This is a genomic window from Desulfurobacterium pacificum (genome assembly GCF_900182835.1).
Lineage (GTDB): Bacteria > Aquificota > Aquificia > Desulfurobacteriales > Desulfurobacteriaceae > Desulfurobacterium_B > Desulfurobacterium_B pacificum.
The window spans coordinates 220,196-245,270 of record NZ_FXUB01000001.1 but is presented as its reverse complement, the minus strand read 5'-3'; the positions used below and the strand labels follow the sequence as shown (position 1 = coordinate 245,270).

Annotated in this window: 21 protein-coding genes; 7 read left to right on the top strand and 14 right to left on the bottom strand. The window is 38.1% G+C overall.

Going from position 1 to position 25,075, the window contains the following annotated elements; all coding sequences use genetic code 11:
* Positions 1-3 precede the first annotated feature (3 nt).
* Entirely contained in the window at positions 4-3,561 is a 3,558-nt protein-coding gene (rgy, locus tag QOL23_RS01185) for a reverse gyrase (protein WP_283399751.1), read from the top strand.
* Here the strand turns inward: rgy and truB are convergent.
* Genes truB through QOL23_RS01130 form a run of 11 tightly spaced genes read right to left on the bottom strand, consistent with a single transcriptional unit; the run spans position 3,551 to position 17,104 of the window.
* Positions 3,551-4,393 carry a tRNA pseudouridine(55) synthase TruB gene (gene truB / locus QOL23_RS01180; RefSeq protein ID WP_425604253.1) on the bottom strand — a complete coding sequence of 281 codons (843 nt, stop codon included), beginning with the start codon at positions 4,391-4,393 and terminating at the stop codon, positions 3,551-3,553. The genes rgy and truB overlap by 11 nt on opposite strands.
* 7 nt (positions 4,394-4,400) lie before the next feature.
* On the bottom strand, positions 4,401-6,320 hold the full coding sequence (gene pilQ / locus QOL23_RS01175; RefSeq protein ID WP_283399749.1) for a type IV pilus secretin PilQ: 1,920 nt from the start codon (positions 6,318-6,320) through the stop codon (positions 4,401-4,403).
* A 4-nt stretch (positions 6,321-6,324) separates the two neighbouring features.
* Positions 6,325-6,762 carry a hypothetical protein gene (locus tag QOL23_RS01170; protein WP_283399748.1) on the bottom strand — a complete coding sequence of 146 codons (438 nt, stop codon included), beginning with the start codon at positions 6,760-6,762 and terminating at the stop codon, positions 6,325-6,327.
* Positions 6,763-6,765: 3 nt separating this feature from the next.
* A complete protein-coding gene (gene pilO, locus QOL23_RS01165) occupies positions 6,766-7,365 on the bottom strand; it encodes a type 4a pilus biogenesis protein PilO (protein WP_283399747.1) in 600 nt (199 codons plus the stop codon).
* Entirely contained in the window at positions 7,365-7,916 is a 552-nt protein-coding gene (locus QOL23_RS01160; RefSeq protein WP_283399746.1) for a PilN domain-containing protein, read from the bottom strand. The genes pilO and QOL23_RS01160 overlap by 1 nt, the downstream gene beginning before the upstream one ends.
* The gene (pilM, locus tag QOL23_RS01155) at positions 7,903-8,952 is read right to left on the bottom strand and encodes a type IV pilus assembly protein PilM (RefSeq protein ID WP_283399745.1); all 1,050 of its coding nucleotides are present in this window, start codon (positions 8,950-8,952) and stop codon (positions 7,903-7,905) included. Before pilM ends, QOL23_RS01160 begins: the two co-directional genes overlap by 14 nt.
* A complete protein-coding gene (locus QOL23_RS01150) occupies positions 8,949-10,166 on the bottom strand; it encodes a type II secretion system F family protein (RefSeq protein WP_283399744.1) in 1,218 nt (405 codons plus the stop codon). The genes pilM and QOL23_RS01150 overlap by 4 nt, the downstream gene beginning before the upstream one ends.
* Positions 10,167-11,765 (bottom strand): type II secretion system ATPase GspE, encoded by a 1,599-nt coding sequence (gene gspE / locus QOL23_RS01145; RefSeq protein ID WP_283399743.1) that lies wholly within the window; start codon positions 11,763-11,765, stop codon positions 10,167-10,169.
* Positions 11,755-13,644 carry a type II secretion system secretin GspD gene (gene gspD, locus QOL23_RS01140; protein ID WP_283399742.1) on the bottom strand — a complete coding sequence of 630 codons (1,890 nt, stop codon included), beginning with the start codon at positions 13,642-13,644 and terminating at the stop codon, positions 11,755-11,757. The genes gspE and gspD overlap by 11 nt, the downstream gene beginning before the upstream one ends.
* Before the next feature lie 9 nt (positions 13,645-13,653).
* On the bottom strand, positions 13,654-14,484 hold the full coding sequence (locus QOL23_RS01135) for a PDZ domain-containing protein (RefSeq protein WP_283399741.1): 831 nt from the start codon (positions 14,482-14,484) through the stop codon (positions 13,654-13,656).
* Positions 14,462-17,104 carry a CBS domain-containing protein gene (locus tag QOL23_RS01130; protein WP_283399740.1) on the bottom strand — a complete coding sequence of 881 codons (2,643 nt, stop codon included), beginning with the start codon at positions 17,102-17,104 and terminating at the stop codon, positions 14,462-14,464. The genes QOL23_RS01135 and QOL23_RS01130 overlap by 23 nt, the downstream gene beginning before the upstream one ends.
* 92 nt (positions 17,105-17,196) lie before the next feature.
* Here QOL23_RS01130 and QOL23_RS01125 point away from each other — a divergent pair, with 92 nt between their 5' ends.
* Together QOL23_RS01125 and QOL23_RS01120 are read left to right on the top strand one after the other, a co-directional pair.
* Positions 17,197-17,967, top strand: coding sequence for a pyrroline-5-carboxylate reductase family protein (locus QOL23_RS01125; protein ID WP_283399739.1), 771 nt, complete (start codon positions 17,197-17,199; stop codon positions 17,965-17,967).
* Positions 17,968-18,031: 64 nt separating this feature from the next.
* Complete coding sequence (locus QOL23_RS01120; protein ID WP_283399738.1) at positions 18,032-18,577, top strand: Uma2 family endonuclease; 546 nt, start codon at positions 18,032-18,034, stop codon at positions 18,575-18,577.
* Positions 18,578-18,593: 16 nt separating this feature from the next.
* Here the strand turns inward: QOL23_RS01120 and QOL23_RS01115 are convergent, their stop codons facing one another.
* Genes QOL23_RS01115 through moaCB form a run of 3 tightly spaced genes read right to left on the bottom strand, consistent with a single transcriptional unit; the run spans position 18,594 to position 20,417 of the window.
* The gene (locus tag QOL23_RS01115; protein ID WP_283399737.1) at positions 18,594-18,950 is read right to left on the bottom strand and encodes a molybdenum cofactor biosynthesis protein MoaE; all 357 of its coding nucleotides are present in this window, start codon (positions 18,948-18,950) and stop codon (positions 18,594-18,596) included.
* Positions 18,931-19,506, bottom strand: coding sequence for a molybdenum cofactor guanylyltransferase (gene mobA / locus QOL23_RS01110; RefSeq protein WP_283400232.1), 576 nt, complete (start codon positions 19,504-19,506; stop codon positions 18,931-18,933). The genes QOL23_RS01115 and mobA overlap by 20 nt, the downstream gene beginning before the upstream one ends.
* Positions 19,506-20,417 (bottom strand): bifunctional molybdenum cofactor biosynthesis protein MoaC/MoaB, encoded by a 912-nt coding sequence (gene moaCB / locus QOL23_RS01105; protein WP_283399736.1) that lies wholly within the window; start codon positions 20,415-20,417, stop codon positions 19,506-19,508. The genes mobA and moaCB overlap by 1 nt, the downstream gene beginning before the upstream one ends.
* Positions 20,418-20,496: 79 nt before the next feature.
* Between moaCB and ccsA the strand changes: the two genes are divergently transcribed.
* The 4 genes from ccsA (at position 20,497) to hslO (ending at position 25,038) form a co-directional block, all read left to right on the top strand.
* Positions 20,497-21,186, top strand: coding sequence for a cytochrome c biogenesis protein CcsA (ccsA, locus tag QOL23_RS01100; RefSeq protein ID WP_283399735.1), 690 nt, complete (start codon positions 20,497-20,499; stop codon positions 21,184-21,186).
* Positions 21,176-21,802 carry a hypothetical protein gene (locus QOL23_RS01095; protein ID WP_283399734.1) on the top strand — a complete coding sequence of 209 codons (627 nt, stop codon included), beginning with the start codon at positions 21,176-21,178 and terminating at the stop codon, positions 21,800-21,802. Before ccsA ends, QOL23_RS01095 begins: the two co-directional genes overlap by 11 nt.
* Before the next feature lie 79 nt (positions 21,803-21,881).
* Positions 21,882-24,053, top strand: coding sequence for an NAD-dependent DNA ligase LigA (gene ligA / locus QOL23_RS01090; RefSeq protein WP_283399733.1), 2,172 nt, complete (start codon positions 21,882-21,884; stop codon positions 24,051-24,053).
* Positions 24,054-24,069: 16 nt separating this feature from the next.
* Positions 24,070-25,038 carry an Hsp33 family molecular chaperone HslO gene (gene hslO, locus QOL23_RS01085; RefSeq protein ID WP_283399732.1) on the top strand — a complete coding sequence of 323 codons (969 nt, stop codon included), beginning with the start codon at positions 24,070-24,072 and terminating at the stop codon, positions 25,036-25,038.
* Positions 25,039-25,075 lie beyond the last annotated feature (37 nt).

Sequence of the window (25,075 nt, the reverse complement as noted above, 5' to 3'; positions counted from 1 at the left end):
ATCATGCAAAAAATAGCTGAATTTCATAGAATGTGCCCTAACTGTGGCGGTCTTATATCCGATGAACGCTTGAAAAAAGGACTTCCATGTGAAAAATGTTTATCCTTTGAGATTTCTTACCAGTCACCTCAAGAAGTCTGCCGTGCCTTAGGAGAGAACCTAAAAAACTTTGAAATACTGTGCGAACTTGATTCTTTCGTTTCCAAGTATTGTGACTTCTTTAAAGAAAAGACGGGATTTACTCCTTGGAACTTACAGATTACCTGGACCAAGAGGGTTGCTTTAGGTAAATCTTTTACGCTTATTGCACCTACAGGCGTTGGTAAAACAACGTGGGGGCTTGTAACTGCAGCTTTTATTGAGGGAAAAGTTTACGTGATAGTTCCTTCTAAACTTTTGGTTATGCAGACTAAAGAGCGTTTAAGTAAATGGACAGATAAAAAAATTGTTGCCTATACAGGAAAGAAAAGTGAGAAGGAAGCTATAAAGAGCGGTGATTTTGAAATTCTTATTACGACTACGAACTTTCTTTACAGAAACTACGACATAATTCCTAAACCTTTTAACTTCGTTTTCGTTGATGACGTTGATTCCCTTTTAAAGAGCGCCAAAAACGTTGACAAAGTTATAGGTCTTTTAGGGTTTGACGAGAAAGATTTTGAATTAGCTTTAAAAGTGATAGACCTTAAATCCCTTTTGGCTAAGCTTGGCGAAAAGGCTGACAAAAAACTTATTGAGAGGATTCGCAAACTAGAAGCTATATTGGAAAAGAAGAGAGAACAGATAAAGAACGTTTTGGTTGTTTCTTCTGCAACGTCCCAACCCCGTTCAAAGAGAGTAAAACTTTTCAGAGAGCTTTTAGGATTTGAAGTTGGAAAATCCGCCACCACCCTCCGCAACGTTGAAGATATCCTTATCTATACAGATACAGATTACCTTAAGAAATCCCTTGAACTTATCAAAAAGTGGGGTAGAGGCGTTTTCGTCTTCGTAGCTTCAGATTTTGGCAGAGAATACGTTGATAAGGTAGTTGATTTCTTTTCGGAAAACGGCATTACAGCCATATCTTATGAAGATTTCACGCCGGAAAACCAGCAAAAGTTCATAGATGGCGAGATAGAAGCGGTTGTAGGTATCTCAAGTTATCGTAACCCCCTTGCCAGAGGAATAGACCTGCCTCAGGCTGTCAGATATGCCGTTTTTATCGGCGTTCCCAAAATGGAGTTCAGCGTTAAGTTAACTCTTTCCCCTATTCGCCTTTTTGGGCTTCTTATAGCTTTGAGAGAACTCTTTCCTTCAGAAGAAAGCACAAAAGTTTTGGGCTACATAAACTACCTAAAGAAGTATTTAAGCCTGAAAGAGGAGTTAATTGACAGGTATCCAAAGATAAAGGAAAAGTTGGAAGAGATTAAATCTTTTCTTGAACGTTATCTTTCAGACGAGAGTTTCTTGCAAAAGATAAGGCGTTCAGAATCTGTTTCTTTAAAGGAAATCAACGGAGAACTTTACGTAGTTGTCGGTGATGCGGCAGGTTACGTTCAAGCTTCCGGTAGAACTTCGCGAATGTTTGCTGGCGGTTTGACAAAAGGCGTTGCCTTAACGATTGTTGATGACTTGAAGGCTTTAAATTCTCTTAAGAAAAGGTTAACCGTTTTCCTTGAAGATATCACTTTCAAAGTTTTAGATGAGGATAAAGGAAGAAAACTTGCAGAAAAGTTTGGCTTTCAGCTGATAACTGAAGAGGAGTTAAAGAGAATTTTCAGAAAGGTTGATGAAGATAGGGAAAGAGTGAAAGAGATTCTCTCTGGGAAGATAACTGCAGAGACGAAGAACTTAGTTACCACTGCTTTGGTTGTTGTTGAGTCACCTAACAAGGCAAGAACGATAGCGGGATTTTTCGATAAACCTGTAAGGAGAAAGATAAAGACCGTTGACGTTTACGAGATAAACACGGGGAAAAAGGTTTTCCTCCTTACCGCTTCAAAGGGACACGTTTTTGACCTGACCGTGAGGGACGGCTTGTGGGGAGTTAAAGAGGAAGATAACCGATATATTCCCTACTACGATACCATTAAATACTGTTCTGCCTGCAACGAACAAACGACGGAACCTTTCTGCTCCAAGTGTAAAAAGAAGCCTGATGTAGATAAGATAGATATAATCAAAGCTTTGAGAGAAGTTTCTCTTGAAGTTAATGAAATTCTCATAGCCAGCGACCCGGATACCGAAGGTGAAAAGATAGGGTGGGACGTTGGAACGGTTCTAAAGCCATACCAGAGAAACATGCGGAGAATGGAGTTCCACGAAATTACGAAGTGGGCGTTTTTAGAAGCTCTTGAAAACCCCAGAGACGTTGATGAAAACCTCATAAAAGCCCAGATAGTCAGGAGAGTTGCCGACAGGTGGATAGGTTTTGCTCTAAGTGAGCATTTGTGGGGCGTTTTCGGTAAACAGTGGCTTTCTGCCGGTAGAGTTCAGACGCCTGTCTTAGGTTGGGTTATAAAGAGGTATGAAGAGAGTAAGGAGAAGATAGGTTTAATTGAAGTAGAGACGGAGTTGGGAACGTTTTCTTTTAAGGTGGAGGATTTAGAACTTTTAAACCAGATAGAGGCGGAAAAGTTAAAAATCAGCGTTCTTTCAAAGAATATAAGGGAGAAAAATCCCCTCCCTCCCTTCAACACCGGAGAACTCTTAAAAGAAGCGTCCAACGTTTTGGGATTTTCGGCAGATACTACAATGAACTTGGCGCAGGACCTTTTTGAAGGCGGTTTTATTACTTACCATAGAACTGACTCAACAAGAGTTTCCACTGCTGGAATGGGGGTTGCAAAGGAGTATATTTCCGAAAAGTTCGGCGCCGATTACGTTAAATTGAGACCGTGGGGAGAGGGAGGCGCTCACGAGTGTATAAGACCTACACGTCCTGCCGATGCAGATGGTTTAAGAACGCTCATAACGGTTTCCGGTTCAACTTTCAGGATGACAGAAGACCACTTTGCCCTTTACGACTTGATTTTCAGGCGGTTTATTGCTTCTCAGATGGTCCCCGTTGAAGTTGAAGAGGTGGAAATACTCTTAACCCTTTTACCTTCTGAAATTAAAGAGGAAGAAACTGCCGTTGTAAGAATAGTTAAAGACGGCTGGAATTTGATTTTGCCTATGAAGGTGAGATTTTTGGATATTGAGACAGATGAGTTGGAACTTGACGTCTTAAAACTCATTAAAAGAAAAATCCCCAAAGTTTATCCCTTTACTCAAGGAGAATTGGTTGAAGAGATGAGGAAGAGAGGAATAGGTAGACCTTCTACCTACGCAAAGATTGTTCAAACTCTGCTTGACCGAAAATACGTGGTTCAAAAAGGCAAGTTCCTGTATCCTACTTCTCTTGGAATTAAGGTTTACGAGTACTTATCGGAACGCTTTCCTTTCTATACTTCTGAAGAGTTTACTCGCAGTCTTGAAGAGTTGATGGACAGGATAGAAGAGGGAAAGGTTGATTATCAGGAAGTTTTAAAAGAGCTGAGAAAGGCAGTTGACGGCATAAAAGCTGTTAAAGTATAACCTTTTCTGCTTTGAGAACGTTATTTTTTACTCTGCCAACGCCGATAAACTTTTCGTTAAACATAACGGAGTATAATCCGTCTTTTTCTTTTACCTTTAAAGGAGCGCCGTTTTTGAAGCGTTTGAAAGAAGGTTCTTCGGTTAGAGAGAGGGTGGGGAAGGGGAGGATTTTTTCGGGACTTAGTAAGTATTTACTAATGTTTTCTTTGTTAAGCTGGCTTAATTTAACAGTTTCATTTAGCGTGATTTTTCCTATCTTAGTTCTCCTTAATTCAGAAACGATAGCACTACACCCTAAACTCTTTCCAATATCATAGACAAGCGAACGAATATAAGTACCAGAAGAGCAGCAAACGTTTAGAACAAATTCAGGGAAATTGTAATCAATGAGTTCTATTTTGTAAATTTCTACTTCTCTTTCTGGCAGTTCTACTTTTTCGCCTTTTCTTGCAAGTTCGTAAGCTCTCTTCCCTTTTATTCTAACTGCTGAAAAAGGAGGTGGAACTTGCTTAATCTTACCTTTAAATTTTGATAAAGTAGCTTCAAGTTCTTCTTTAAATATGGTTTTGCACTCTTCTTTTCTTACGCTTCCATCTGTATCGTAGGTGTCACTGTCGTAACCGAAAACACCTTTTACAAGGTAACATTTATCCTGTTTTAACAGATATTCAGAAAGTCTTGTTGCCTTTCCTGCGGAAAGTATTAAAACCCCCGTAGCCAACGGGTCAAGCGTTCCGCAATGCCCTACTTTATCTTTGACTAACTTTCTTACTTCCTTTACAACGTCGTGGGACGTTACCCCTTTAGGTTTATCAACTACTAAAAATCCCAACATTAGACTACTTGATAATTTCTGGCGTAATAAATATCAACAACTTAGTATTTTTAACTTGTACATCTGTACTTCTGAATAACCAACCAAGTAGTGGAATTCTGCTAAGAACGGGAACTCTTGATGAACTTTTCATTTTTTCTTTTTCATAAATACCACCTATCACTACTGTATCTCCGTTTTTAATTCTAACTACAGATTTGACGTTCCTTGTATCAATGGCTGGTTCGTTGTTTCCTGTGATAGCTGTGTATTCGTAGTTTGGAGAGTCCTTTCTAACTTCAATATTCATAATTATGTTGTTATCACCAGTAATATGGGGTTTGACTTTCAATATCAAGGATGCTTTTTTAAACGATACAGTTGTTGTTGTTCCAGCTGATGTAGATGTAGATTCAGTATAAGGAATCTCTATACCCTGTTCAATTGATGCTTCTTGGTTGTTCAGAGTCATTACTTTTGGACTTGAAAGTATTTGAACGCCACCATCAATTTCAAGAGCTTTTAGAGCTAACTCTACTCTTAAAGTTTGAGATGGATTAAGAATACCCAATGCTAATGTGCTATCTCCTACAGGAACGTTAGCAAAAGGAGTGGAAGATGACAGAGCATCGGGAGATATCAGTGCATTATATCCTGAGGTGTTAAATCCATAACTTCCTGCTAATCCTGTAGCAGGTGGTGTTCCTAAGTGGCTAAATCCACTTATGTACCAACTAAAACCTAACTGTTTTTCGGCGTTGGATTGAATTTGAATAATTTTAGCTTTAATCATTACTTGCTTTTCAGGTCTATCTATATCTTTTACTACGCTTGCTATTTCTTTATAGTGTGTTTCCGTAACGTTTAGGATTAAAGAATTTGTTGCTGGAATGGTTACTATCTTTTCTTTGTTGCTGAATTTGAACAGTTCGTTTAGTTTCTTGGCGATTTTCTCTGCATCAACGTACTGCAACTTAATGATATAACTGTTTACAGGCTCCAACTTCCTTTGAACGATTATTTTTTTCTTTGGTAGGATTCTAATGTAATCTTCGGCTTGTATGTATGTAAGGTTTAGCGGTTCCAGAACAGCTTTTAAAGCTTCTTTCCAAGGAACAGGTTTGGAAAAGTCTATGTTTACCGTACCTTTAACTTCCGGGTCAAACACTACGTTAAACCCGGCAGCGCTTGCTATAGCTTTTATTACGGACCTTACATCGGCATTTGTGAATTTTAAAGTAAGCTTAAGAGTTTTATCTTCTTTTGCTGCTAGTTTATCATACGTTTTTTTCTCGGGTATAGAAAATGCGACTATAGAGATGGTGTTATTTCCTACGTTGACTTCAACTGCTTTTGCATTAACTTTAACTTTTATTTGTGAGGTATTTTTGCTATTTTGTATTTGAATACTTTCTATTGACTGAGAAGGAACTTTATAAAGACCTTCTTTGAGTTTTAAACCATATACGGTTACGCTGACAAAATTCCTAGATTTTGAGTACTCTATTTTCTGAGGTTGTTTAGGCAGAGAGATTATGAGTTTTTCGCCAGATTTAAGTCTAACAGTGTTGAACTTTGGCACTACGTAATCAGCTGGTTTGACAATTAACTTTATCTGTTTGCCGTTTTGAACGACTTTTAATTCACCTTTTTTAAGCAGACTTAAATCTATTAAAGAACCTTTGTTGTAAGGTTTTATGATAGCTGATTCTACAAAATTACCCCTTTTGCCTATGTTGTAGAGTTTGGAAACTGTGCAATCCTCCAATTTTACTTTTATCTCTTTTCCTCTTGTGGCTTCAGGGATAACTTTGCAGGTTTGAGAAGCAGAAATATCTATTTCAAACTGTTTACCATCGTAAATAGCATTTATGCTTTCAACGTTTCCTGCGTAAGCTGTTCCGCTTATTAATATGGCTGTAGTTATAGATATTATTTTCCTCATTTGTCTAACCCTCCGTATTCACTTTGAGGACTAAAGTTTTCTTTACCAGTTTTTTTCCTACTTTGGAGTATTTAACGATATATACTTTGTTAGGTGTTATTTTTACTACTTTGGCGTCTGGAGCTATCGGGTCTCCTGGTTTTATTATGAACGTTCTACCTGTGTTGGGGTCAGTTGTTACCAGCTGATAGTTATCGTTTCCTACCCCTATAACTCCTTCTATTACGAGCGAGTCAAGAGGAACGGGTATAACAGGTTTGAATAGCTTAACTTTTGAAGGTTTTAGGTTTAACTTTTTTTTGTTCAGGTATGCTTTTTCTGCCAATTTCTTCTTGATAATTAGATTGATTGGATTTAAAAATGGGTCTTTTTTATAAGCAAATGACGACTGAGAGGCGAGTATAAAAACGATTATTAAAGTAACGGTTACTTTTCCTTTCATTAACTACCTCTTTAAGTTAAAGGCTTTTATTTTCATATCTACTTGAATGGTGTCCTTTGTTGAACTGTTTTTGTCTGTACCAACTTCTCCAGTTCTTTGAATAGCTTTTATTGATATATTGCCGAAAGCTAATATCCTGTTGGCTTTTGATAACTTTTCACACCATCTTAAAAAGTGCGGATACGTTCCTATCATCGTTATTTGATAAGGCGTTTCAACGTAGTATTTCTTTTGGGTGGGGTTAGAGCGTTTGATACTCATTATTTTCATTTGAGAATCAGCTGAGCTTATTGATTTAATAATTTCATCAACTTTTTCTGTACCAGTCGGTAACTTTGATTCTAAGCTTCTGATTTCATTCTCTAACTTTGCTATTTCTTGCTTTAAAACGTTTCTCCTTTTTTCTACTGCTTTGAGTCTATTAACGGAAAGTAAGAGTGTATTTCTATTTTTTTCTAACCTTTGGAGGTTTTCTTTTAGAGGTGTTATTTGTGTAGAATATAAGAGTAAGTACAAAATCCCGCCGATGATAATTATCGCTATCCACCTCTGCCATCGTGGGATTTCTTTTATTCTTTCATATATACTTCTTAGAGCTTCCATTATTTTCTCTCCACGTTTACTTGGAAGGTATAGTAATTGATTTTTAGTTTTAACTCTTTATTCTCGTACGTTTTTCTGTAAGCATCCTTGAAAGTGATATCTCCTAAATTTTGAGATACTTTTTTAAGAAAGTCTGAAAGCCTGTTGAGGTTGTAAGCGTATCCGGATATGAATAGAGCGTTTTTATTTCTTTCAAAAACAGCGTCAAGCCAGATACCTTTAGTATTTGAAGGGTTTGCGAAGAAGTATAGGAAAGATGGAACATTTCTGGATTTGTCTAATTGAGATATTACAGATAACTTCCTGTTGAGTTCTTCTTTTTTCTTTTTGAGGATTTTTTCTTCTTTAGCTACGGCAGATAACCTTCTTTTTTCTGCTTGCAGACGAGATATGTCACTTTGAATCTTGCTTATCTCTTGCTGGATTACCGTTTTTTGAAGGTAAGTAACAGATAAGATTCCTATTATTACTATTAGAGCAAATAGTATGTCGGGATTTAAATACTTTGCGAGTTGTGATTCTTTAACTTCTGCAAAATTAAACCTTAGCATTTTCGTCACCCTTATATCTTAGAGATAGTCCTGTTGCTATTCCAAATTCCTGGCATCCTGGAATTTGGGAGAATTTTAAAGGTTCTCCAGGATAAACGTTCTTTCCTGAGTAGGTTTTTATCTCGTCTATAATTCCCTTAAGCTTAGATGAACCACCGTAAAGGAATATATCTTCTACCTCTAAATTGAATCTATCTTTGAAGTTTTCTATTGTCCACATGATTTCTGTAATGAGTTTTTTGATAAATTTTGTTATTACTTTTTCAAAAGCGGTTTCGTAGGATACTTCTTTAAGGTTTTCCCCTCTTTTTAGAGCTTCTGCTTCTTCAACGCTTATCAGAAATTCCTTTTGCAGTTGTTCAGTTATGGAAGTACCGCCTGTTTCTATGTTTCTGGTAATGTAAGGATACCCTCCAAAAGAAACTATTATTTTGGTAAACGATGCACCTATGTCTACCAGACACACGGGAGTGGCGGTATGTTCAGGATTGTTCATGTAGAACTGATTGTTTAAGGCTGCAGGTTCTATGTCAACGACAGCGGCTTTTAATCCGGCTTGTTCTAAGAGAGAAACTCTATCGTTGATGAAGGTTTTCTTTACTGCGGCAATTGCTATATCAATAGTCCCCTCTTCTATTGAAAGAGGGAGTATTTTGTAATCTATCTTCACTTCGGAAATTTCTTCAGGGCTTATTATACTTTGCATATATTCGCTAACGGCTTGTTCCGGGTCTTTTTCTTGCGGGACGCTTATGACTGTATAAAAACAGGAAGATAGGGGGATGTGTATAGCTACCTCTTTTTCTTTTACTCCTGCTGAATTAAGGAGTTCTTTAATGTAATTGGCAAGCATGTATCTATCAACAATTTCGGTACCAGCTATGACCTGGTCTTCGTACTTAATTTCTGCGTGAGCAATGAGTTTAAATTGCCTTTTATAGCTTTCAAGGTGAACTAATTTTACGCTGTAACTACCTATGTCTATGCCTGGGAGGTAGTTTCCTCCCCCCTTCAAGAACTTGATTAGTTTTTTCATCTTATCCCCTTAATGACACTTATACTAACAATTGGTAAAAGTAGGGAGTAGATGATAAACCCCACTATAAACCCCGCTAATAACATAGTAACAGGCTCTAATAGAGATGTCAAGTATTGAGTTTTTCTCTCTATCTCTTCTGTTAGGATAAGGTCAATTCTTTCAAGCATTTGTGGTAGCTCTCCAGATTCCTCTCCAGCTTTTAGGAGTTGGAGTATGAATCCTGGAAGTACAGAAGTTTGGGATAGGGAAGGGCTTAGAGAGTGTCCGGAGTTGAGGAGGACGGGGATTTTTTGCAGTTTATTCTTTACGTAGGTATTTTTTAGCGCCTGGATGGAGATGTTTACAGATTCTATTAACGGAGCTCCCGATTTTAGGAGAATTGCCATTGTGGAGAAGAATCTTTGCAGTTCAGAAAATAGAATAATTTTTCCTAACACGCCTAACTTTAACTTCCATTTGTCTATTGTTAGCGGTTTTTTCTTTGCAAAGTAATAGAGGAGCAGTGTTAGTAAAAGAGTTGAGAGTAATAAAATAACGTAATGATTAATGAATAAATTACTCATCGCTATTGTGAACTTTGTAACTGTTGGAAGTTCAGCGCCCGTTGATTTATAGATGTTTACGATTTTAGGGACGACTGTAACTAACATGAAAACTACAACGCTAAAAGCTATCGTTATGAGTATTGTTGGATAAGCTAATGCTTGTACCACTTTGTTTTTGAGTTTCTCTCTCTTTTCTAAAATTTCAGCGGCTATGAGTAGGTTTGAAGATAGGTATCCGCTTTTTTCTCCGGAGTGAATGAGATTTATTAAGACAGGGTCTCTAATACCAGCTTTCTTTATTGATTCTGTTAACGTTAAACCTTCTTTTAGTCCGGAAGCTATTTCTAAATAAAATGCCTTTAACTTTTCAGATTCTGCTTCTTTAGAGAGTGAGTTTATTGCGTCTAATATAGGTATTCCTGCGTTTAGCATAATTCCTAAAGTTCTAAAAAAAAGAGCTAACTCCTCGTTAGATATTGGAGTTTTTCGCAGGAAGAAGAGTTTTAGTTCTTTCTTAGAAGCGCTTGTACTTTTCTCTTGAACTTCGTACGGGAAAATATTTTGCCTTTTGAGTTCTCTTATGGCAACAGATTTGTTTGGAGCTTCTATTACGCCTTTTGTTTCTTTTCCTTCTACAGTATAGCCTTTGTAAGAGAATACTGCCATCTATCCTCTCGTAACTCTTAGTACTTCTTCTGTTGTCGTAATCCCCATTTTTACCTTTTCTGCTCCGTCCATTCTTAACGTTTTCATTCCGTTTTTTACTGCTAACTCTTTGATTATATCTGAGTCTTTTTCATCTAATATGGCTTTTCGGACGTTTTTATCCACAACGAGAATTTCATAGATGGCTGTTCTTCCTAAATAACCTGTTCCCATGCAGTTTTCGCAACCTTTTCCTTTGAAGAAATTACCATTAAAACTTTCTATTCCCAATTCCTTTAATTCTTCCTTCGTAGGAGTGTAGGGTTCTTTACAGTAGGGACATATCTTTCTTACAAGTCTTTGAGCTATGACGCCTATAACGGAAGATGCAACTAAAAATGGTTCTATCTTCATATCTATGAGTCTTGTAACGGAACTTGCAGCGTCGTTCGTGTGAAGAGTTGAGAAAACTAAGTGACCTGTTAATGCGGACTGAATTGCTATTTCTGCCGTTTCTACATCTCTTATTTCACCTATCATTATCACGTCAGGGTCTTGCCTTAAAATACTGCGAAGGGCGTTTGCAAAGGTTAAGCCAATTTCAGGCTTTACCTGAACCTGTGAGATACCTTCAAGTTGGTATTCAACAGGGTCTTCTACTGTTATTATGTTTATCTCTTCTTTGTTAATTTCTGACAGAGAAGCGTAAAGGGTTGTTGTCTTACCTGAGCCTGTGGGTCCTGTTACTAAGATGATTCCGTGGGGTGAACCGATTAGTTTTCTAAATGTTTGATAGTCATCTTCTAAAAGTCCTAATTCTTTTGTTGAGTATAGTATTGATTCTTTACTTAGAAGTCTTAATACTACTCTTTCGCCGAAGTAGGTTGGAAGGGTAGAAACTCTTATGTCTACTTCTTTACCACCTATTTTTATCATTATCCTGCCGTCTTGTGGCAGGCGTTTTTCGGCTATGTCTAATTTTGCCATTATTTTGAGGCGGGAGGTGAGGGAGGGGATTTTTGAAGCTGGTATCTCTCTTACAGTTTTAAGTACGCCGTCAATTCTAAAGCGTATTCTCATTTTATTTTTGAAAGGTTCAAAATGGATATCACTTGCTTTAATTCTGACTGCGCTCATTAACAAGTCATTTACTAATTGGACAATTGGGGCTTCATCGGTAGAGGTTAATAAGTCATCTTCTAAAGTTTCTTCAATTTCCTCACTTTCTTCAACTGAGGAAAGTGACGCTAAAAATTCATTAACTTCATCAAAAGGAACAACTACGACTCTAACAGGTTTTTCTAAAAGCCATTCAGCTTTTTTAAGACCTGTGTAGTTAAATGGATTATCTGTAGCAATAATAACTTCTTCTTCGTTATCGGATACGGGGATTATGCGTTCTTTCCTTATAAAATTTGGAGTTAGTTTATCAACTAATTTGTTATCGGGAAGGGTGGGTAACTTTTCGTAAAACTCAACGTTAACTTTCCTGAATAAATTTTTCAAAAAAGGCGAGTTCCATTTCAAAGTTCCTATGATTTTAGAAAACGTTTCTGATGCTGATTCTGGAACTAATCCGTTTTCTTTTAATAGTTTGATAAATTCTTTTTCACTTAACATTTTCTATTGTTACTCCTTCCATTTTAAATTCGCCAAATCCTTTAACGTCGGAAAGGATTCCTTTTCTTGATTCCTGAAGTTTACGTATGTTGTTTTCATAAGTTTTAACCTTACTTTCTGTGAGGGCATTTTCTTCCTCTCTCGTTCTTACTACTCTTGGAGTGATAAACACTAAAAGGTTTGTTTTTTCTATTTGGTGTCCGGTTTTCTTAAATAAGTTACCGATTATGGGGATATTACCTAAGATAGGTACTCTTTCTATCGTAGTGAGCTTTTTACTTTTGATTAAACCACCTATCACTAAAGTCTGACCGTCTTGAACGTCAACGGTTGTTTTTGCTTCTCTCTTTGAAGTTATAGGGGCTGTTTGGTCAGCGTTGGCATATCCTACAACGTCCTCCACCTTCTCGTAGATTTTTAAACGAACGTCTCCAGATGCAGTAATATGGGGAGTGATTTTTAAAGTAATTCCGACATCTTTGTAGTCGTAGCTGATTACAGGGTTGTTATTGGCATCGTATTTAACGCCTGTAGAGTAAGGAATAACTTTGGATATGTTTATTTCTGCTTCTTCATTATCCAGAGTTAATATTTGGGGAGTTGCTATAACGTTTACGCCGCCTTCTTTAGCGTAGGCGTTAAGCAGTAAACCGATATCAGGTAAACCGTTTCGCCATTTGGCAAGACCTAAAAGTAGACCAGGTGAAGCAGATGGGTAACCTTCTTGCAAAGGTAGGTTTCCGTATAGACTACCACCAAAAGGAACTAAGTTACCACGGGATAAAAATTTCCACTCAACTCCCATTTGCAGTAGTTTATCCATTGACATTTCTACTATCTGGACTTCTACAAATACCTGTGGACGTTTTACATCAATATTTTTAATGATGTCTTTTATTATCTGAAAATCTTCAGGAGAAGAAAGTATTATGAGAGCGTTGCTGCCTTTGTCTGCTACTATTTTTATTGTTCCGGTAAGTCCCAGCTTCTTAGAATTACCTTTGAAAAGCTTGTCCAATATTTTTGCTGTATCTTCGGCGAAGGAGTAATTGAGTTTTACTACATGAATGTTCCCTTCTTCAACTTTAATAGGTTTATCTAATTTCTTATAGAGAGACGCTACTTCTTTAATAACGTTGGGGGTTCCCACTACGTATAGAGTATTTGTTCTGCTATCAACGGCAAAGTGGTAGTAATCCCTTCCCGGTAACGGGTATGCTTTAATTAAGTCTATAGCGAAAGATTTGTTAAGTAATGCCGTTAGGATTTTGGCTGCATCTCCAGCTTTTCCGTTTTTAAATTGAAATGAAGCTATTTCCATTTTTACGGGCGATATGTCGAGACGGCGTAGGACTTTTTCTATCTTGTGGATATTCTTTTCTTTGTCAGTTACAACGATGGCGTTGATGTCTCTGACGAAGCTTGCTCTACCTATAGGGGAAAGTAAGTTTCTTATAAGTCCTTCTATCGTTACGCTTTTTATATGGTGGGGAATGATTATGTAGGTAAGTATTCTATCTCCACCATCAATTTTTCCGCTTTTGACTGTAGCGCTTTCTTTTGTTGCACTTCTGTTTCTTACTATTTTGACGTAACTACCGTAATCAACTATCTGATAACCTAATTCGTCAAGGGCGGCAGTGTATAAATCTAATAGTTGTTTTTTGGGAATAGGTTTGGGAGAGATGATGGTTACTTTTCCCTTCAATCCGGGAGGAACGATAAAATTTTTACCTGTGGCTTGACTAACAATCTTTGTAAAATCTTGAATATCGGCGGAATCAAGGTTTATTTGAACTGTTTGGTTCTGTTTGTTTGCTGCCAGTGTGGGTGTAGATAGTAATGTTAAGGTGGTTACGATAGCTAAGAATTTCCTCATAACTTCCTCCTATTCCAGTTCATAATGAAGTGTTACTTGTTTTCTATTTCTATAAACCGTTATTGTTACAGAGTCAGAGGATTTAAGCTGTTCAAAAGCTGAAAATGAATCTTCAGGAGTTCTTATGGCAATATTATTGATTGAAACGATAATATCTCCAGGTCTAATTCCTAACTTGTAGATGAAACTTCTTGGATTTACGTAAATTACCTTTAAACCTGACTGAGGTTTTTCAACTGGAAGGATGTTTATGTATCTGAGGAATTTTCCTGATGAAATTTCTTTTATTATTTCACTCCTTTTAACCGTATAGGTACGCTTTGAGATAGAACTGATAGGTGATACGGTGCTTATCTTACTACTCTGGTTAGCTTTTGTTTTGAATAGCCTAAGTTGAATTTCCTTTCCATCTCTTGAGAAGATTACGTATTCTGGAGCTATCTCTTTAACTTTAAAACCGTTAATTTCCTCGCCTACTGTAACTGGTTGTGTTTTTCCTGTTTTCATATCTTTTAAGAGGGCAATGCTGTGTTTACACTGACTACAGATTATAGTGCCTTTTAATACGTAGTTGTCCAAATTAAAGGTAACAGTTTGTTTTTGGGGGAGTGAAGCGGAGGTTTGTTTGAGATTTTTGGAAGGGGATTTGAAAAAACCTTCTTTTTCTAAGGGAGTGAAAATAGGAAGTTCCAACCTTTGTTGTTGGAGTTTGACGCTCGTTATGTTTAAACAGGGTTTTAGCTTGAAAAGGAATAGAGATGAAATGAAGGAAGAAATGGCGAAGGCTAAAAAGATTAGTGGTAAAATTACGATAAATTCAGTCCATTTTTCGGTTCTCATCTAATAACTTCTCCACGTAGCTGAGCTGTTTCTCCTTGTTATCTTCAGGAATTTTTTCATCAATTATTGCATATTTTAACTTATTTAGAATTTCTTTGAAAATGGGACCTGGTTTGAGTTTAAAGCGGTTGATTAGGTCTTTACCGCTAACTAAAGGTTTAACGTCTTTCCATTCCTTCAAATATTTAAGAATTTTCTCCCTTGTCTCTTCAGATTCTGGATAAGCAGCCAAGAGAAGAATAAACTCTTCGCTTTTACTTTTCAGTAAGGAATAGATTTCGCTATTCTTTTTCGCTTTTTCTATCCGTTTTATTGTAGGAATTATGAGGCGGCACATATCAAGGATTTCTTTTTTCTCTTTTTCAGGGACGGATAGAAAAGAGAGATATCTATTAACATCTTCGTAATCCTCTTTTAAAAAAAGAGCGCCAAAGAAAGGTAGATGGTAGTTAATGGAACTTTCTGGGAAGTTTAGTTTATGCCATATTACAACTTTTCTTAACCTTTCAAATAGGTCTTTTTCCCATCTGTTCCAATTTAGGTTGTCAAATAGAGAAGATAGCACTTTATACTGTTCAAGCTTGTTTAATACTCTTAAAGGATTGTCTTCTAACATTATTTGTTTCAATTCGTGGTATATTCTTTGTCCTTCAACTGTTTTAAACAACTTCCTTTGAACAGCCATTTTTAGGAGTTTTTCTGTGTGACTTCCTAATTCAAACCTGTAACGTGTGGCGAATCTTAAAGCTCTTAAAATTCTGGTTGGGTCTTCTACGAAGGAAAGGGAGTGAAGGACGCGGATTTTTCTGTCTTTTATGTCTTTTAAGCCGCCGAAGAAGTCTATTAGTTTTCCAAAATCTTTTGAGTTTATTTTTACTGCTAAAGTGTTTATGGTGAAGTCTCTTCTCATCAAGTCTTTTTTAAGCGGTGCCATGTCAACTTCAGGCAAGGCACCGGGTGAGCGATAGACTTCTGTTCGGGCTGAAGCAAAGTCTATTCTGTTTCCGTCAGGGAAAACTACCGTTGCCGTTTTAAATCTGTCAAAGGTGTGAACTTTTGCATTAAAGAGTTTTGCTATTTTCTTAGCAAACTCGGTTGCATCGCCTTCTACTACAACGTCAAGGTCGAAGTTTTTCCTGCCTATTATGAGGTCTCTAACGAAGCCGCCAATTATGTAAGCGTTTATTCCTAAATTTTCGGCTGTTTCTCCTATTTTTTTGATGAGAGAGAAAAGCTCTTTAGGTAGAGCTTCTTTGAGTTTCTGCGCGATGTTCTTTGTTTTTGGTGATACTTTAAATCTATTTTCATAAAACTTTTCAATCTCGTTTATTTCGTCTCGGTGAAGGTTTACTAAAATATCAGTTCTTGTTATAACGCCGATAGGTTTTTCATCTTTTATTACGGGAACAAAGCTCTGGTGTTTGTCTATTATTATCTCTTCTACTAAATTGATGGAATCGTCTGGTGATACAGAGTAAAACTCTCTTTCCATCACGTTTTCTACTTTCTCTTTTTCCAATCCCATGTATACCGCTTTATCTAACAAGCTTCGGTTTATTATGCCTAATATTTTTCCGGTTTTGTCTATTACTGGAGCAGCGTTTATTCCGTTTTTCATGAGCGTTAATCTTGCTTCTGAGACGGTGAGTTCCTTGCTGACTGTTATAGGTGGGGTAGTCATAATGTCTGAAGCTTTTTTGAGCGGTTCAACGGCTTTGGGCAAAATTTCCTTCAATTTTTCTAAAACTTCAAAAGCTGTTTTTCCTTTTATTGCGGCTGATGCAGCTTCTTTGTGTCCGCCTCCACCAAAAGCTGTTGCTACTTTTGATACGTCAATTTTGGGTGAGCGAGACCTTCCTATGATGAAAGTTGTTTTTTCTATCTCTACTACGCCTATTATAGCTGGGAGACCTGTAATTTCTATCAGTTTGCTTATCAGGTGGGCTATATCTCCAATATAGTTGTCAAATCTTGCGTAAGTTATTCCTATGCGGTTTCCGTTTATTTCTGTAACGTTGAGGTTATCTGTTAAAGTTTTCAGATAACTTAACTCTTCTTCAGTAAGTTCTTGGGGCAGGTATCTTTTAACAAATTCAAGGTTTGCACCGCAGCTTAGTAGATATGCAGCAGCTATGAAGTCAAGGGGAGTGGTGCCGGGAAATTTAAAGCTACCTGTATCGGAGTAAATACCTGTTAACATTATGGAACTTTCTATGGGTGAGGGGATTATTCTCTTTCCTTTGAGAACGAGCGTTAACATTGACGTTACAGCACCTGCGTTTTTGAAGTGGAACTCCTTTGTTTTGATGTCAAAGGTGCCTGAATGGTGGTCGTAAACGATTATTTCGGCATTTTCTGAAAGGTTTTCTTTGACGTTTTCAGGTATTCTGTCTATTGAATCTGTATCAACAATTATGAGTTTCTTTATTCTTCCTTCAAAAGAGTTTGCTTCTGTATAGTTTATTACGTCTTTGTTTTCGCTTAGAAGTTTTATAACGTCGCTGCCTTTTGTGTCTGGCAGAACGATTTCTGCTTCTGGATGAAGCTTTGAAGTGGCTAAAACTGCGCCTAAAGCGTCTAAATCCATGTTTCTGTGGGTTGTGATTACTGTCTTTTCCATAGTAACGGAATTTTATGCTTTTTAGATGCTGTTCACCAGAAATGATTTGAGATATATTTTAGTTTGTCATACACCAAATAAGGAGGTTGCAGATGGAAAAGAGATGCTTTGAGTTTGTGGGTGCTGGAAGGGTGGTAAGGATTTTGCTTCAGGGATTTAAGAATAGAGGATATGAGCCTGAGGTAAGGGTTTACGATGTTAATGAGGAGGTGAGTAGGAGGTTGGGGGAGGATTTTTCTAATGTAAAGGTTTTAAGTAGCATAGATGAAATAGAGGGGAAAGATATAGTTTGCCTTGCAGTTCATCCTCCTGCTATGGCAGAAGTTCTTGAAAAGTTGTCTGGAAAGTTAGGGAATAATGTGACTGTAATCTCTTTGGCGCCTAAGTTCACGATAAAGAAAATATCTTCTGCTCTTGGCGTTAAGAAGGTGATGAGGATGATACCGACGGCTACTTCTTTTATTAACAGAGGTTACAATCCTGTGGCTTTTGCTCCTGATTTTCCTGAGGATGAAAAAGGAAGTTTGAAGGGGATTTTCTCTTTGTTAGGGCAGGTTGTTGAAGTTGAAGAAAGAAAACTTGAAGCTTATGCAATAGTTTCTGCGATGCTTCCTACATACTTTTACTTTCAGTGGGAAACTATTGAAGAACTTGGTGTTAAGATGGGACTGGATAGAGATGAGGCAAAGAGAGCTGTTGGTGAGACTTTAAAAGCAGCGGTAGATATGTTTTACGATGAGAAACTGGACAGGGAACTGGTAAAAGATTTGATACCTGTTAAGCCTTTGAAAGATAAAGAGGAAGTAATCAGAAAAATTTATGAGGAAACGTTGCTTAAGCTGTTTAAGAAGATTTCACCTTAAAAGTTGACGGGTTGTATGTTATGAATAATTTAAATACAAATGGCAATGTTGGAAGGGGCGTATTGTGACAACTGCTAAGGAATTCTTACCTCGTTATACTGTGGAAGACTATAAATTCTGGGAAGGGAATTGGGAATTGATAGATGGTATTCCTTATGCTATGGCTCCTTCTCCTATCTGGAAGCATCAGCGTATTTCTGGCTTGTTGTTTAAACAAATAGAGGAGCAACTTGAAGATTGTCCTAAAGGATGTTATGTCTGTCAGGAAATTGATTGGATAATAGACGAAAGAACGGTGGTAAGACCTGATTTAGTAGTGGTCTGTGGAGAGATAGAACTTGAGGAACACCTTAAAAAAACGCCAGAAGTAGTTTTTGAGATAGTGTCAAAGACAACTTCTTTTAAAGATGAGAAGATAAAGTTTTCTCTCTATGAAAAGGAGAAGGTGAAGTTTTATGCCCTTGTTTACCCAGACATTAAGAAGATGAGGGTTTTTGAGCTGAAAAACGGAAAATTTGAAAAAGTCTTTGATAGCGATTCAGGTTCCTTTACGTTTGAAATTGACTGTCCTTTCAAAGTGGATATCTCTGCTGTTTGGAAAAGGATTTAAAGTTTTTAGCGTCCCTCTAAATTTCTACTTCTTTCAGAATTTCGGTTTTGAGTTTAGTCAGAAGTTCTTCAAACACGGGAATTACTGTGGAGCGGTAGCTTCCGGCTACTGCTACTATCATTATCGTGTCACCTACTTTTAAGTTTCCTTCGTTTATCACTACTTCTATTCCTTCTATGCCTTCTTTTCTTTCAAGTTCCTGAACGGTTTTGCGCAGTTTTTCTCTGTCGCAGGTTAGCTTCATTCCGTTAACTTTCTTGCCGGATTTTGAAGTTCCTCTGACAATGCCGTTGTGAACTAATATCATTCCTAAATTTTCAGGATTGGCTTTTTCTTTAAGTTTTTTGATTATTTTATCGGTAGAGAGCTTCATAGAAATCCTCCTTTCTATTCACATTTATAAGCGATTTTTTTCTGTAGTCAAAAACTTTGAATTGGTCAAAGTTAACTTCTTTGCTGTTTATCTTTTTGTGGAGTTCGGCTACTTTGTGCATGTTTTCTTTAATGAGTTCTTCTACTGCTGTTATGTGGATTTTTTTCAGGATGCAGATTAGTGGGTGTTTTCTGCCGTTTTCTACTATGAAAGCCGGGGCTTCCATTCGGGCAAAGTGGTAAAGAAAGAGAGGAGAGAAGAGAGGCGCATCACCGGGAACTATTAGAACCTTATCAAAAGTGGCGTGTTTGAGGGCGGTAAAAAGTCCGTATAGGGGGGATTGTTCGGTAAAGATTTCGGTTATCAGCTTGACTTTGCTGTTTTTTGAGAGAGTGGAGGGGAGTTTGGGGGGATTTTTCGTTATTATCAAGACTTCGTTAAAAGGTGAAAGAGCTTCTACGACTCTTTCAATAACCGTTTTACCGAAAAACGGCTGGAGTAGCTTGTCGCTGCCGAACCTTTTACTTTTCCCCCCTGCTAAAACGGCTGCCGTTATCAGTGTCTACCTCCGGCGGACATTTTAAGGGCGTGTTTTATCAGCGGAGCAAAGGTTCTGAGATTTTGCTCTACGCCTTTTGAACTTCCGGGCAGGTTTATTACTATGCAGTTCTGGTCTATTATTCCCGCTTTTGCCCTTGACATCAGGGCTTTTGGAGTAAACCTGACACCTAAAATGTGCATGGCTTCAGAAAATCCCACCATCTCCTTCCCTATCACTTCTTCTGTTGCTTCCGGCGTAACGTCCCTCGGACTGAAACCTGTTCCGCCAGTCGTTAAAATGAGATTTGCCCCTTTATCTTTAAATTCCAAGATGGCTTTTTTAATTTCTTCTTTCTCGTCTGGAACCACTTTGTAGCCTATAACTTCACCGCCGTATTCTTTTACGATTTCCATTGCCAGCTTACCGCTTTTGTCTTTCCTTTCGCCCCTGCTTGCAGAGTCACTTACCGTTATAACGGCAACCTTCACGCCTTTTAAGTCTTCTGCCCAGTCTGACTTTCCTCCGCTCTTTGAAACCACCTTTATTTCACCGATTTCCATGTTTTTGTCAAAGGCTTTGCACATGTCAAAGATGTTTAACAGAGCCATCATTACGCCGTTTACCGCTTCTACCTCGTAGCCTGTTCTCCAGATTCCCCTTACTTCTGCTTCAACTTCTATATAGTTTTCACCAACTTTCGTGTTTACTTCTATGTGGTCAATAGGTATGGGATGGCAGAAAGGCATGAGTTCGGCCGTCTTTTTTGCGCCCATTATGCCTGCTATCTGGGCTGCTGCTAAAACATCACCTTTGGGTATTTCTCTATTTACGATTTTCTTTATCGTTTCCGGCGATAATTTAATTCTACCAACGGCTTTTGCCGTTCTTAAGTTGTCAAACTTTGTCGTTATGTCTACCGTTTTCATTTTAACCTCCTATGAAACTTTAATGAAATTATAAGATTTGTTGTATGATAATTAGCCCACTAATTTAAGGAGAAGGGAGATGGATAAGATTGTGCTTCTTTTGGGGATTGTCTCACTCTTGATTGCTGTTTTTAAGCCGATTCGCCTTTTAGGTGCTGTTTCCCTCTTTTTCTTTGTTGCTGTTGCTGCTTTAAGAACGGTTAATTGCGGCTTTCCGCCGTTTTTTGACCCTTTTGATTCAATCCTTTTGTTTGTAATAACGTTTTTAATAGCTTTGTTGATTTCTAAGGTAGAGAGCAGAGTGGGTTACGCGTTGTCGCTTCTTTTTTCTGTTCCTTTACTGTTTGTGAGCGATAAGATAAAAGACATACCGCCAATTATTAAAACCCCTCTGTTTTTGGTTCACGTTGGAAGTGCCATGATTGCCTACGGTTTTGTTCTTTCGGCGTCTGTGATTGCCGTTTTGCACTTCTTCAGTAGAGAAAAGAGAGAAAGTTTTGCTGTTTTAAAGGTTGCGTTCTTTTTCTTTTCTCTTTCAATGGTTGTGGGCGGTATTTGGGCTTTTCTGGCGTGGGGGGACATCTTCCCGATAGGTCCTAAATCTCTCTTTTCTTTTTTGCTGTGGTTTTACCTTGCGTTTCTCCTTCACGTTAGACAGGACAGCTTTTTGAGAAGGTATGCTGATTACTTTGTGGCTTTTGCAGGCGTTATTGTTCTCTTTACGTTTTTGGGCGTTAACTACCTGTTTGGAGGAACTCATGGTTTTTAGGTCTGTAAAGCTGTTTTTGTTTTTGATACTGCTTTTTGGCGTTTCTGCCTTTGTTCTTTCGCTTTCTCACAGGGGAGTGGTGCAGGTTTTTGAAGTTCAGCAGTTTTTAAGTAAGGCGGGGTGGGGGTGGATTTTAGGGCTTGTTCTTCTCGTGCTTTCTTTTTTATTTATTGCACTGCAGACGCTTTTTTGTCTTTCTTTTAAAAAGAAGTTGATGTTTCTTTTCCATTTCTGTGTGGCTGGCATTTTAGCTTTGATACTAATTTTCAGCTTCACTGCGAAGGCTGAATATGTTCTGCTGTATCCGCAAAGTTACGTGGAGATTGACGGAAAAGTGGTGGCGTTGGAGAACTTTTCTTTTGACCCTAAAAGTCAAAACTTAAAGTGCAGGGTATTTATTCAGGATAAAGATGGTAAAGCAGAAGGAATAGTGGCGTTTAACTCACCATTTATTTCCACAAAAGGTTTTCTGTGGATTCAGGGAATTGCCTCGCAGGAGGGGATGCCTGTTTTTAAGTTTGAGTATATGGAATTTTCAGTAGCTCCTTTTATTCTTTTCGCGTTTTCAATTGTTTTTCTCATTTTGTTGCCGTTTGTTCTTTATGTAGGTATTTAAACTTTTTCTACTTATATAATGAAATTCTCCTGTTGAGGGAATATCATTAAACGTAGCAAATGCTTCCAGGGAGGCAATTATGTATGCAACTGCTGAAGAAAAGGAACTACAGCAACTTACCGATAAACTCCTTGAACTTGTAGAAGGGAAAGACGAGAATTACTGGAAAAGTCTTTCTACTGAAGAAGCTTCTAAAATAGCGGAAGATTTAAGAAAAGTAATTAGGTATCACGATTATAAATATTACGTTCAGGCTAATCCGGTAATTTCTGACTACCAGTACGATAAACTTTTTCATGCTCTTGAGGCTCTTGAAAGGGCGCATCCAGAAATTGTTACTCCGGATTCTCCGACTCAGAGAATATCTCCTGCTTTTACCGGTGAATTTGAAAAGGTCAAACATCTTGCAGAGATGACTTCCCTTGAAAATACCTATTCTGCCGACGATTTGAGAGAATGGGACAAAAGAGTTAAACAGCTTTTAGGCGTTGATGAGGTGGAATACATCGTTGAACCTAAGTTTGACGGCGCCAGCATAGAACTTGTTTATGAAGACGATATTTTAGTAAGGGGCGTTACGAGAGGTGACGGTATAGTAGGTGAAGACATTACGATGAACGTGAAAACTATTAAATCAATACCTTTGAGAGCTGATTTTTCAAAACACGGCATAAAAAGGATTTCTGTTCGTGGTGAAATCGTAATGCCTAAAAGCGTTTTTGAAAAATTGAATAAAGAAAGAGAAAAACAGGGGCTTTCCCTTTTTGCAAATCCAAGAAATGCTGCAGCCGGAACGCTGAGATTGAAAAATCCAGCAGAAGTAGCGAAGAGAGGGCTTGATTGTTATACATATCAAATTCTTTATTCTGAGCCTGTTAAGCTTTGTAAAGATATAAAAACGCAAAAGCAGGCTTTGGAAATTTTGGCAGACTGCGGGTTTAAGACGCCTCCTATACAGAAAGTTTGTAAGGATATAGAGGAAGTAATAGAAACCGTTTTGAAAGCGCAGAAAGAAAGAGAGTCTTGGGATTTTGAAGCTGACGGAATGGTTGTAAAGGTTAACGATATATGTGCGTGGGAGAAGTTAGGTGAGACGTTACACCATCCAAGATGGGCTGTTGCCTATAAATTCCCGGCAAAGCAGGCTGTTACAAAACTTTTAGATGTTGTGTGGCAGGTTGGAAGAACTGGCGCTTTAACGCCGGTTGCCATTTTAGAGCCTGTGGAAGTTGGAGGAGTGGTAGTTTCAAGGGCATCTCTTTTTAATCCAGACCTTATAAAGCAGAAAGATATAAGGATTGGCGATTATGTTATAGTGGAAAGGGCGGGAGAAACGATACCTTACATCGTTGCGCCTGTAAAAGAGAGGAGAACGGGAGAAGAAAAGCCGGTTGAAGTTCCTACTCACTGCCCCGTTTGTGGCGCGCCGATAGTAAAAGAACTTGATGAAGCGGTGCCAAGATGTCCTAATATTAACTGTCCTGCGCAGTTGAAAGAGCACCTTATTTATTGGGGTAAGGTTTTAGACATTAAGGGATTGGGTGAATCAACAGCTAACACGCTGCTTAAAAAAGGATTTGTGAAGTCAATAGCTGATATTTACTACCTTGATAAGAACGAGCTTGTTAAACTGCCCGGCTGGGGGCTGAAAAAAGCTGAAAATCTCCTTACGCAAATAGAAAAGTCTAAAGAAGCGCCTTTCTATAAGAAAATTACGGCTTTGGGGATAAGACACGTTGGTGAGAAAACAGCCCAGCTTTTGGCTAAGAAGTTTAAAAACCTTGAAGAATTAATGAACGCAAGTTTCTCAGAACTTGCTTCCATTCCCGGTATTGGACCTATAACTGCGACGAGCATTAAGAACTTCTTCAAAGCAGAACAGAACGTGGAAATGATTAAAGAACTTGAAAAAGCGGGCTTTAAGTTTGAAAGAACGCCAGAAGAGGAAATGGAGGAGCAACTTCCCAAACCTTTAGAAGGGCAGAACGTTGTATTTACCGGTGAGCTTGAACACTTTAAGCGCAAAGAAGCGCAGCATTTAATAGAACTATTAGGTGGAAATCCTACAAATTCCGTTACGAGGAAAACCAGTTTTGTTGTTGTAGGTGAGAATCCCGGCTCTAAGTTAGCAAAAGCGCAGAAGTTGGGAATTAAGACGATAAACGAACAGGAGTTCGTAGAGCTTTTGAAAAAATATGCCGAGAACAACGAAGAAGTGAAGAGGATTTTGCAGGAAAAGGGAATTCTTTAACAGAAAGGAGAAAAAGATGGAAAGGAAAGAGCTACTGAAAGATTTAGACCAGCAGGTTAAAAATGACCTGGAAAATTACTTTAAGGATAGGGATTACGGCGTTATAGCTGTTACTAAAGAAGATGCTTTAAGGGCGTTTGTTGTAAGGACTACTAACTTATGTGAAGTTGCAAGATTGAAACATAAGCTATCTCCAATCGCTGCTGCTGTTTTAGGAAGAGCTTTGGCAGGAGCGCTGCTTCTTACTTCTCTTTTAAAACACGGAACTAACCAGAGGCTTCTTTTGAGGATAGAAGGTGACGGACCTATCGGGCTTGTGGTTGCTGAGGCAAATGCTAAAGGTGAAGTTAGGGGATTTGTGGAAAATCCAAACGTTGAAACTTTCGTAAAAGAAGCTGATGGAAAAAAGAAATTTGACATAGCCAGGGCAGTTGGAAAGGGGACGCTGACCGTTATAAAGGACTTCGGTTTTGGAAAACCTTATGAAAGTTCTGTTCCTTTGGTTTCTGGCGAGATAGCGGAGGACATAGCGTATTATCTATTAAAATCTGAACAGATACCTTCTGCTGTTTCTTTGGGAGTTCTTGTAAATGAAGACGGGAAGGTTGAGGTGGCGGGGGGATTTTTGGCGCAGCCTTTACCTGGCGCTACCGACAAAGCAATAGAGAAGTTAGAAGAAAACGTTAGAAAAATCCCCCCCATCACCACCCTCCTCAAAGAATGTAAAAGACCGGAAGACATCGTTGAACTAATTTTTGACGGTTTTTCACCTCAACTTTTAGCTCTAAAAGAACTTTCCTTCCGCTGCCGCTGTTCTAAGGAGATTGCTAAAAACAGCATCTTAATGCTTCCAGAAGAGGAAATTAAAGAACTGATAAAGGAAGGCGGCGTTTCAATAAAGTGTAACTTCTGCGGTACTGAATACTTCTTCTCTGCCAAAGAGCTTGAAGAAATCCTTCAGGAGAAAAAGCAGGGAGACAACTAAAATTGTTTAGAATTTCCCCCACAAAATCGTTTCGGGA

Excerpts from the sequence above, each read along its gene's own strand:
- rgy (WP_283399751.1), top strand. The coding sequence starts at position 4 with ATGCAAAAAATAGCTGAATTTCATAGAATGTGCCCTAACTGTGGCGGT.
- pilQ (WP_283399749.1), bottom strand. The coding sequence starts at position 6,320 with ATGAGGAAAATAATATCTATAACTACAGCCATATTAATAAGCGGAACA.
- QOL23_RS01170 (WP_283399748.1), bottom strand. The coding sequence starts at position 6,762 with ATGAAAGGAAAAGTAACCGTTACTTTAATAATCGTTTTTATACTCGCC.
- pilO (WP_283399747.1), bottom strand. The coding sequence starts at position 7,365 with ATGGAAGCTCTAAGAAGTATATATGAAAGAATAAAAGAAATCCCACGA.
- QOL23_RS01160 (WP_283399746.1), bottom strand. The coding sequence starts at position 7,916 with ATGCTAAGGTTTAATTTTGCAGAAGTTAAAGAATCACAACTCGCAAAG.
- pilM (WP_283399745.1), bottom strand. The coding sequence starts at position 8,952 with ATGAAAAAACTAATCAAGTTCTTGAAGGGGGGAGGAAACTACCTCCCA.
- QOL23_RS01150 (WP_283399744.1), bottom strand. The coding sequence starts at position 10,166 with ATGGCAGTATTCTCTTACAAAGGCTATACTGTAGAAGGAAAAGAAACA.
- gspE (WP_283399743.1), bottom strand. The coding sequence starts at position 11,765 with ATGTTAAGTGAAAAAGAATTTATCAAACTATTAAAAGAAAACGGATTA.
- gspD (WP_283399742.1), bottom strand. The coding sequence starts at position 13,644 with ATGAGGAAATTCTTAGCTATCGTAACCACCTTAACATTACTATCTACA.
- QOL23_RS01135 (WP_283399741.1), bottom strand. The coding sequence starts at position 14,484 with ATGAGAACCGAAAAATGGACTGAATTTATCGTAATTTTACCACTAATC.
- QOL23_RS01130 (WP_283399740.1), bottom strand. The coding sequence starts at position 17,104 with ATGGAAAAGACAGTAATCACAACCCACAGAAACATGGATTTAGACGCT.
- QOL23_RS01125 (WP_283399739.1), top strand. The coding sequence starts at position 17,197 with ATGGAAAAGAGATGCTTTGAGTTTGTGGGTGCTGGAAGGGTGGTAAGG.
- QOL23_RS01115 (WP_283399737.1), bottom strand. The coding sequence starts at position 18,950 with ATGAAGCTCTCTACCGATAAAATAATCAAAAAACTTAAAGAAAAAGCC.
- moaCB (WP_283399736.1), bottom strand. The coding sequence starts at position 20,417 with ATGAAAACGGTAGACATAACGACAAAGTTTGACAACTTAAGAACGGCA.
- ccsA (WP_283399735.1), top strand. The coding sequence starts at position 20,497 with ATGGATAAGATTGTGCTTCTTTTGGGGATTGTCTCACTCTTGATTGCT.
- QOL23_RS01095 (WP_283399734.1), top strand. The coding sequence starts at position 21,176 with ATGGTTTTTAGGTCTGTAAAGCTGTTTTTGTTTTTGATACTGCTTTTT.
- ligA (WP_283399733.1), top strand. The coding sequence starts at position 21,882 with ATGTATGCAACTGCTGAAGAAAAGGAACTACAGCAACTTACCGATAAA.
- hslO (WP_283399732.1), top strand. The coding sequence starts at position 24,070 with ATGGAAAGGAAAGAGCTACTGAAAGATTTAGACCAGCAGGTTAAAAAT.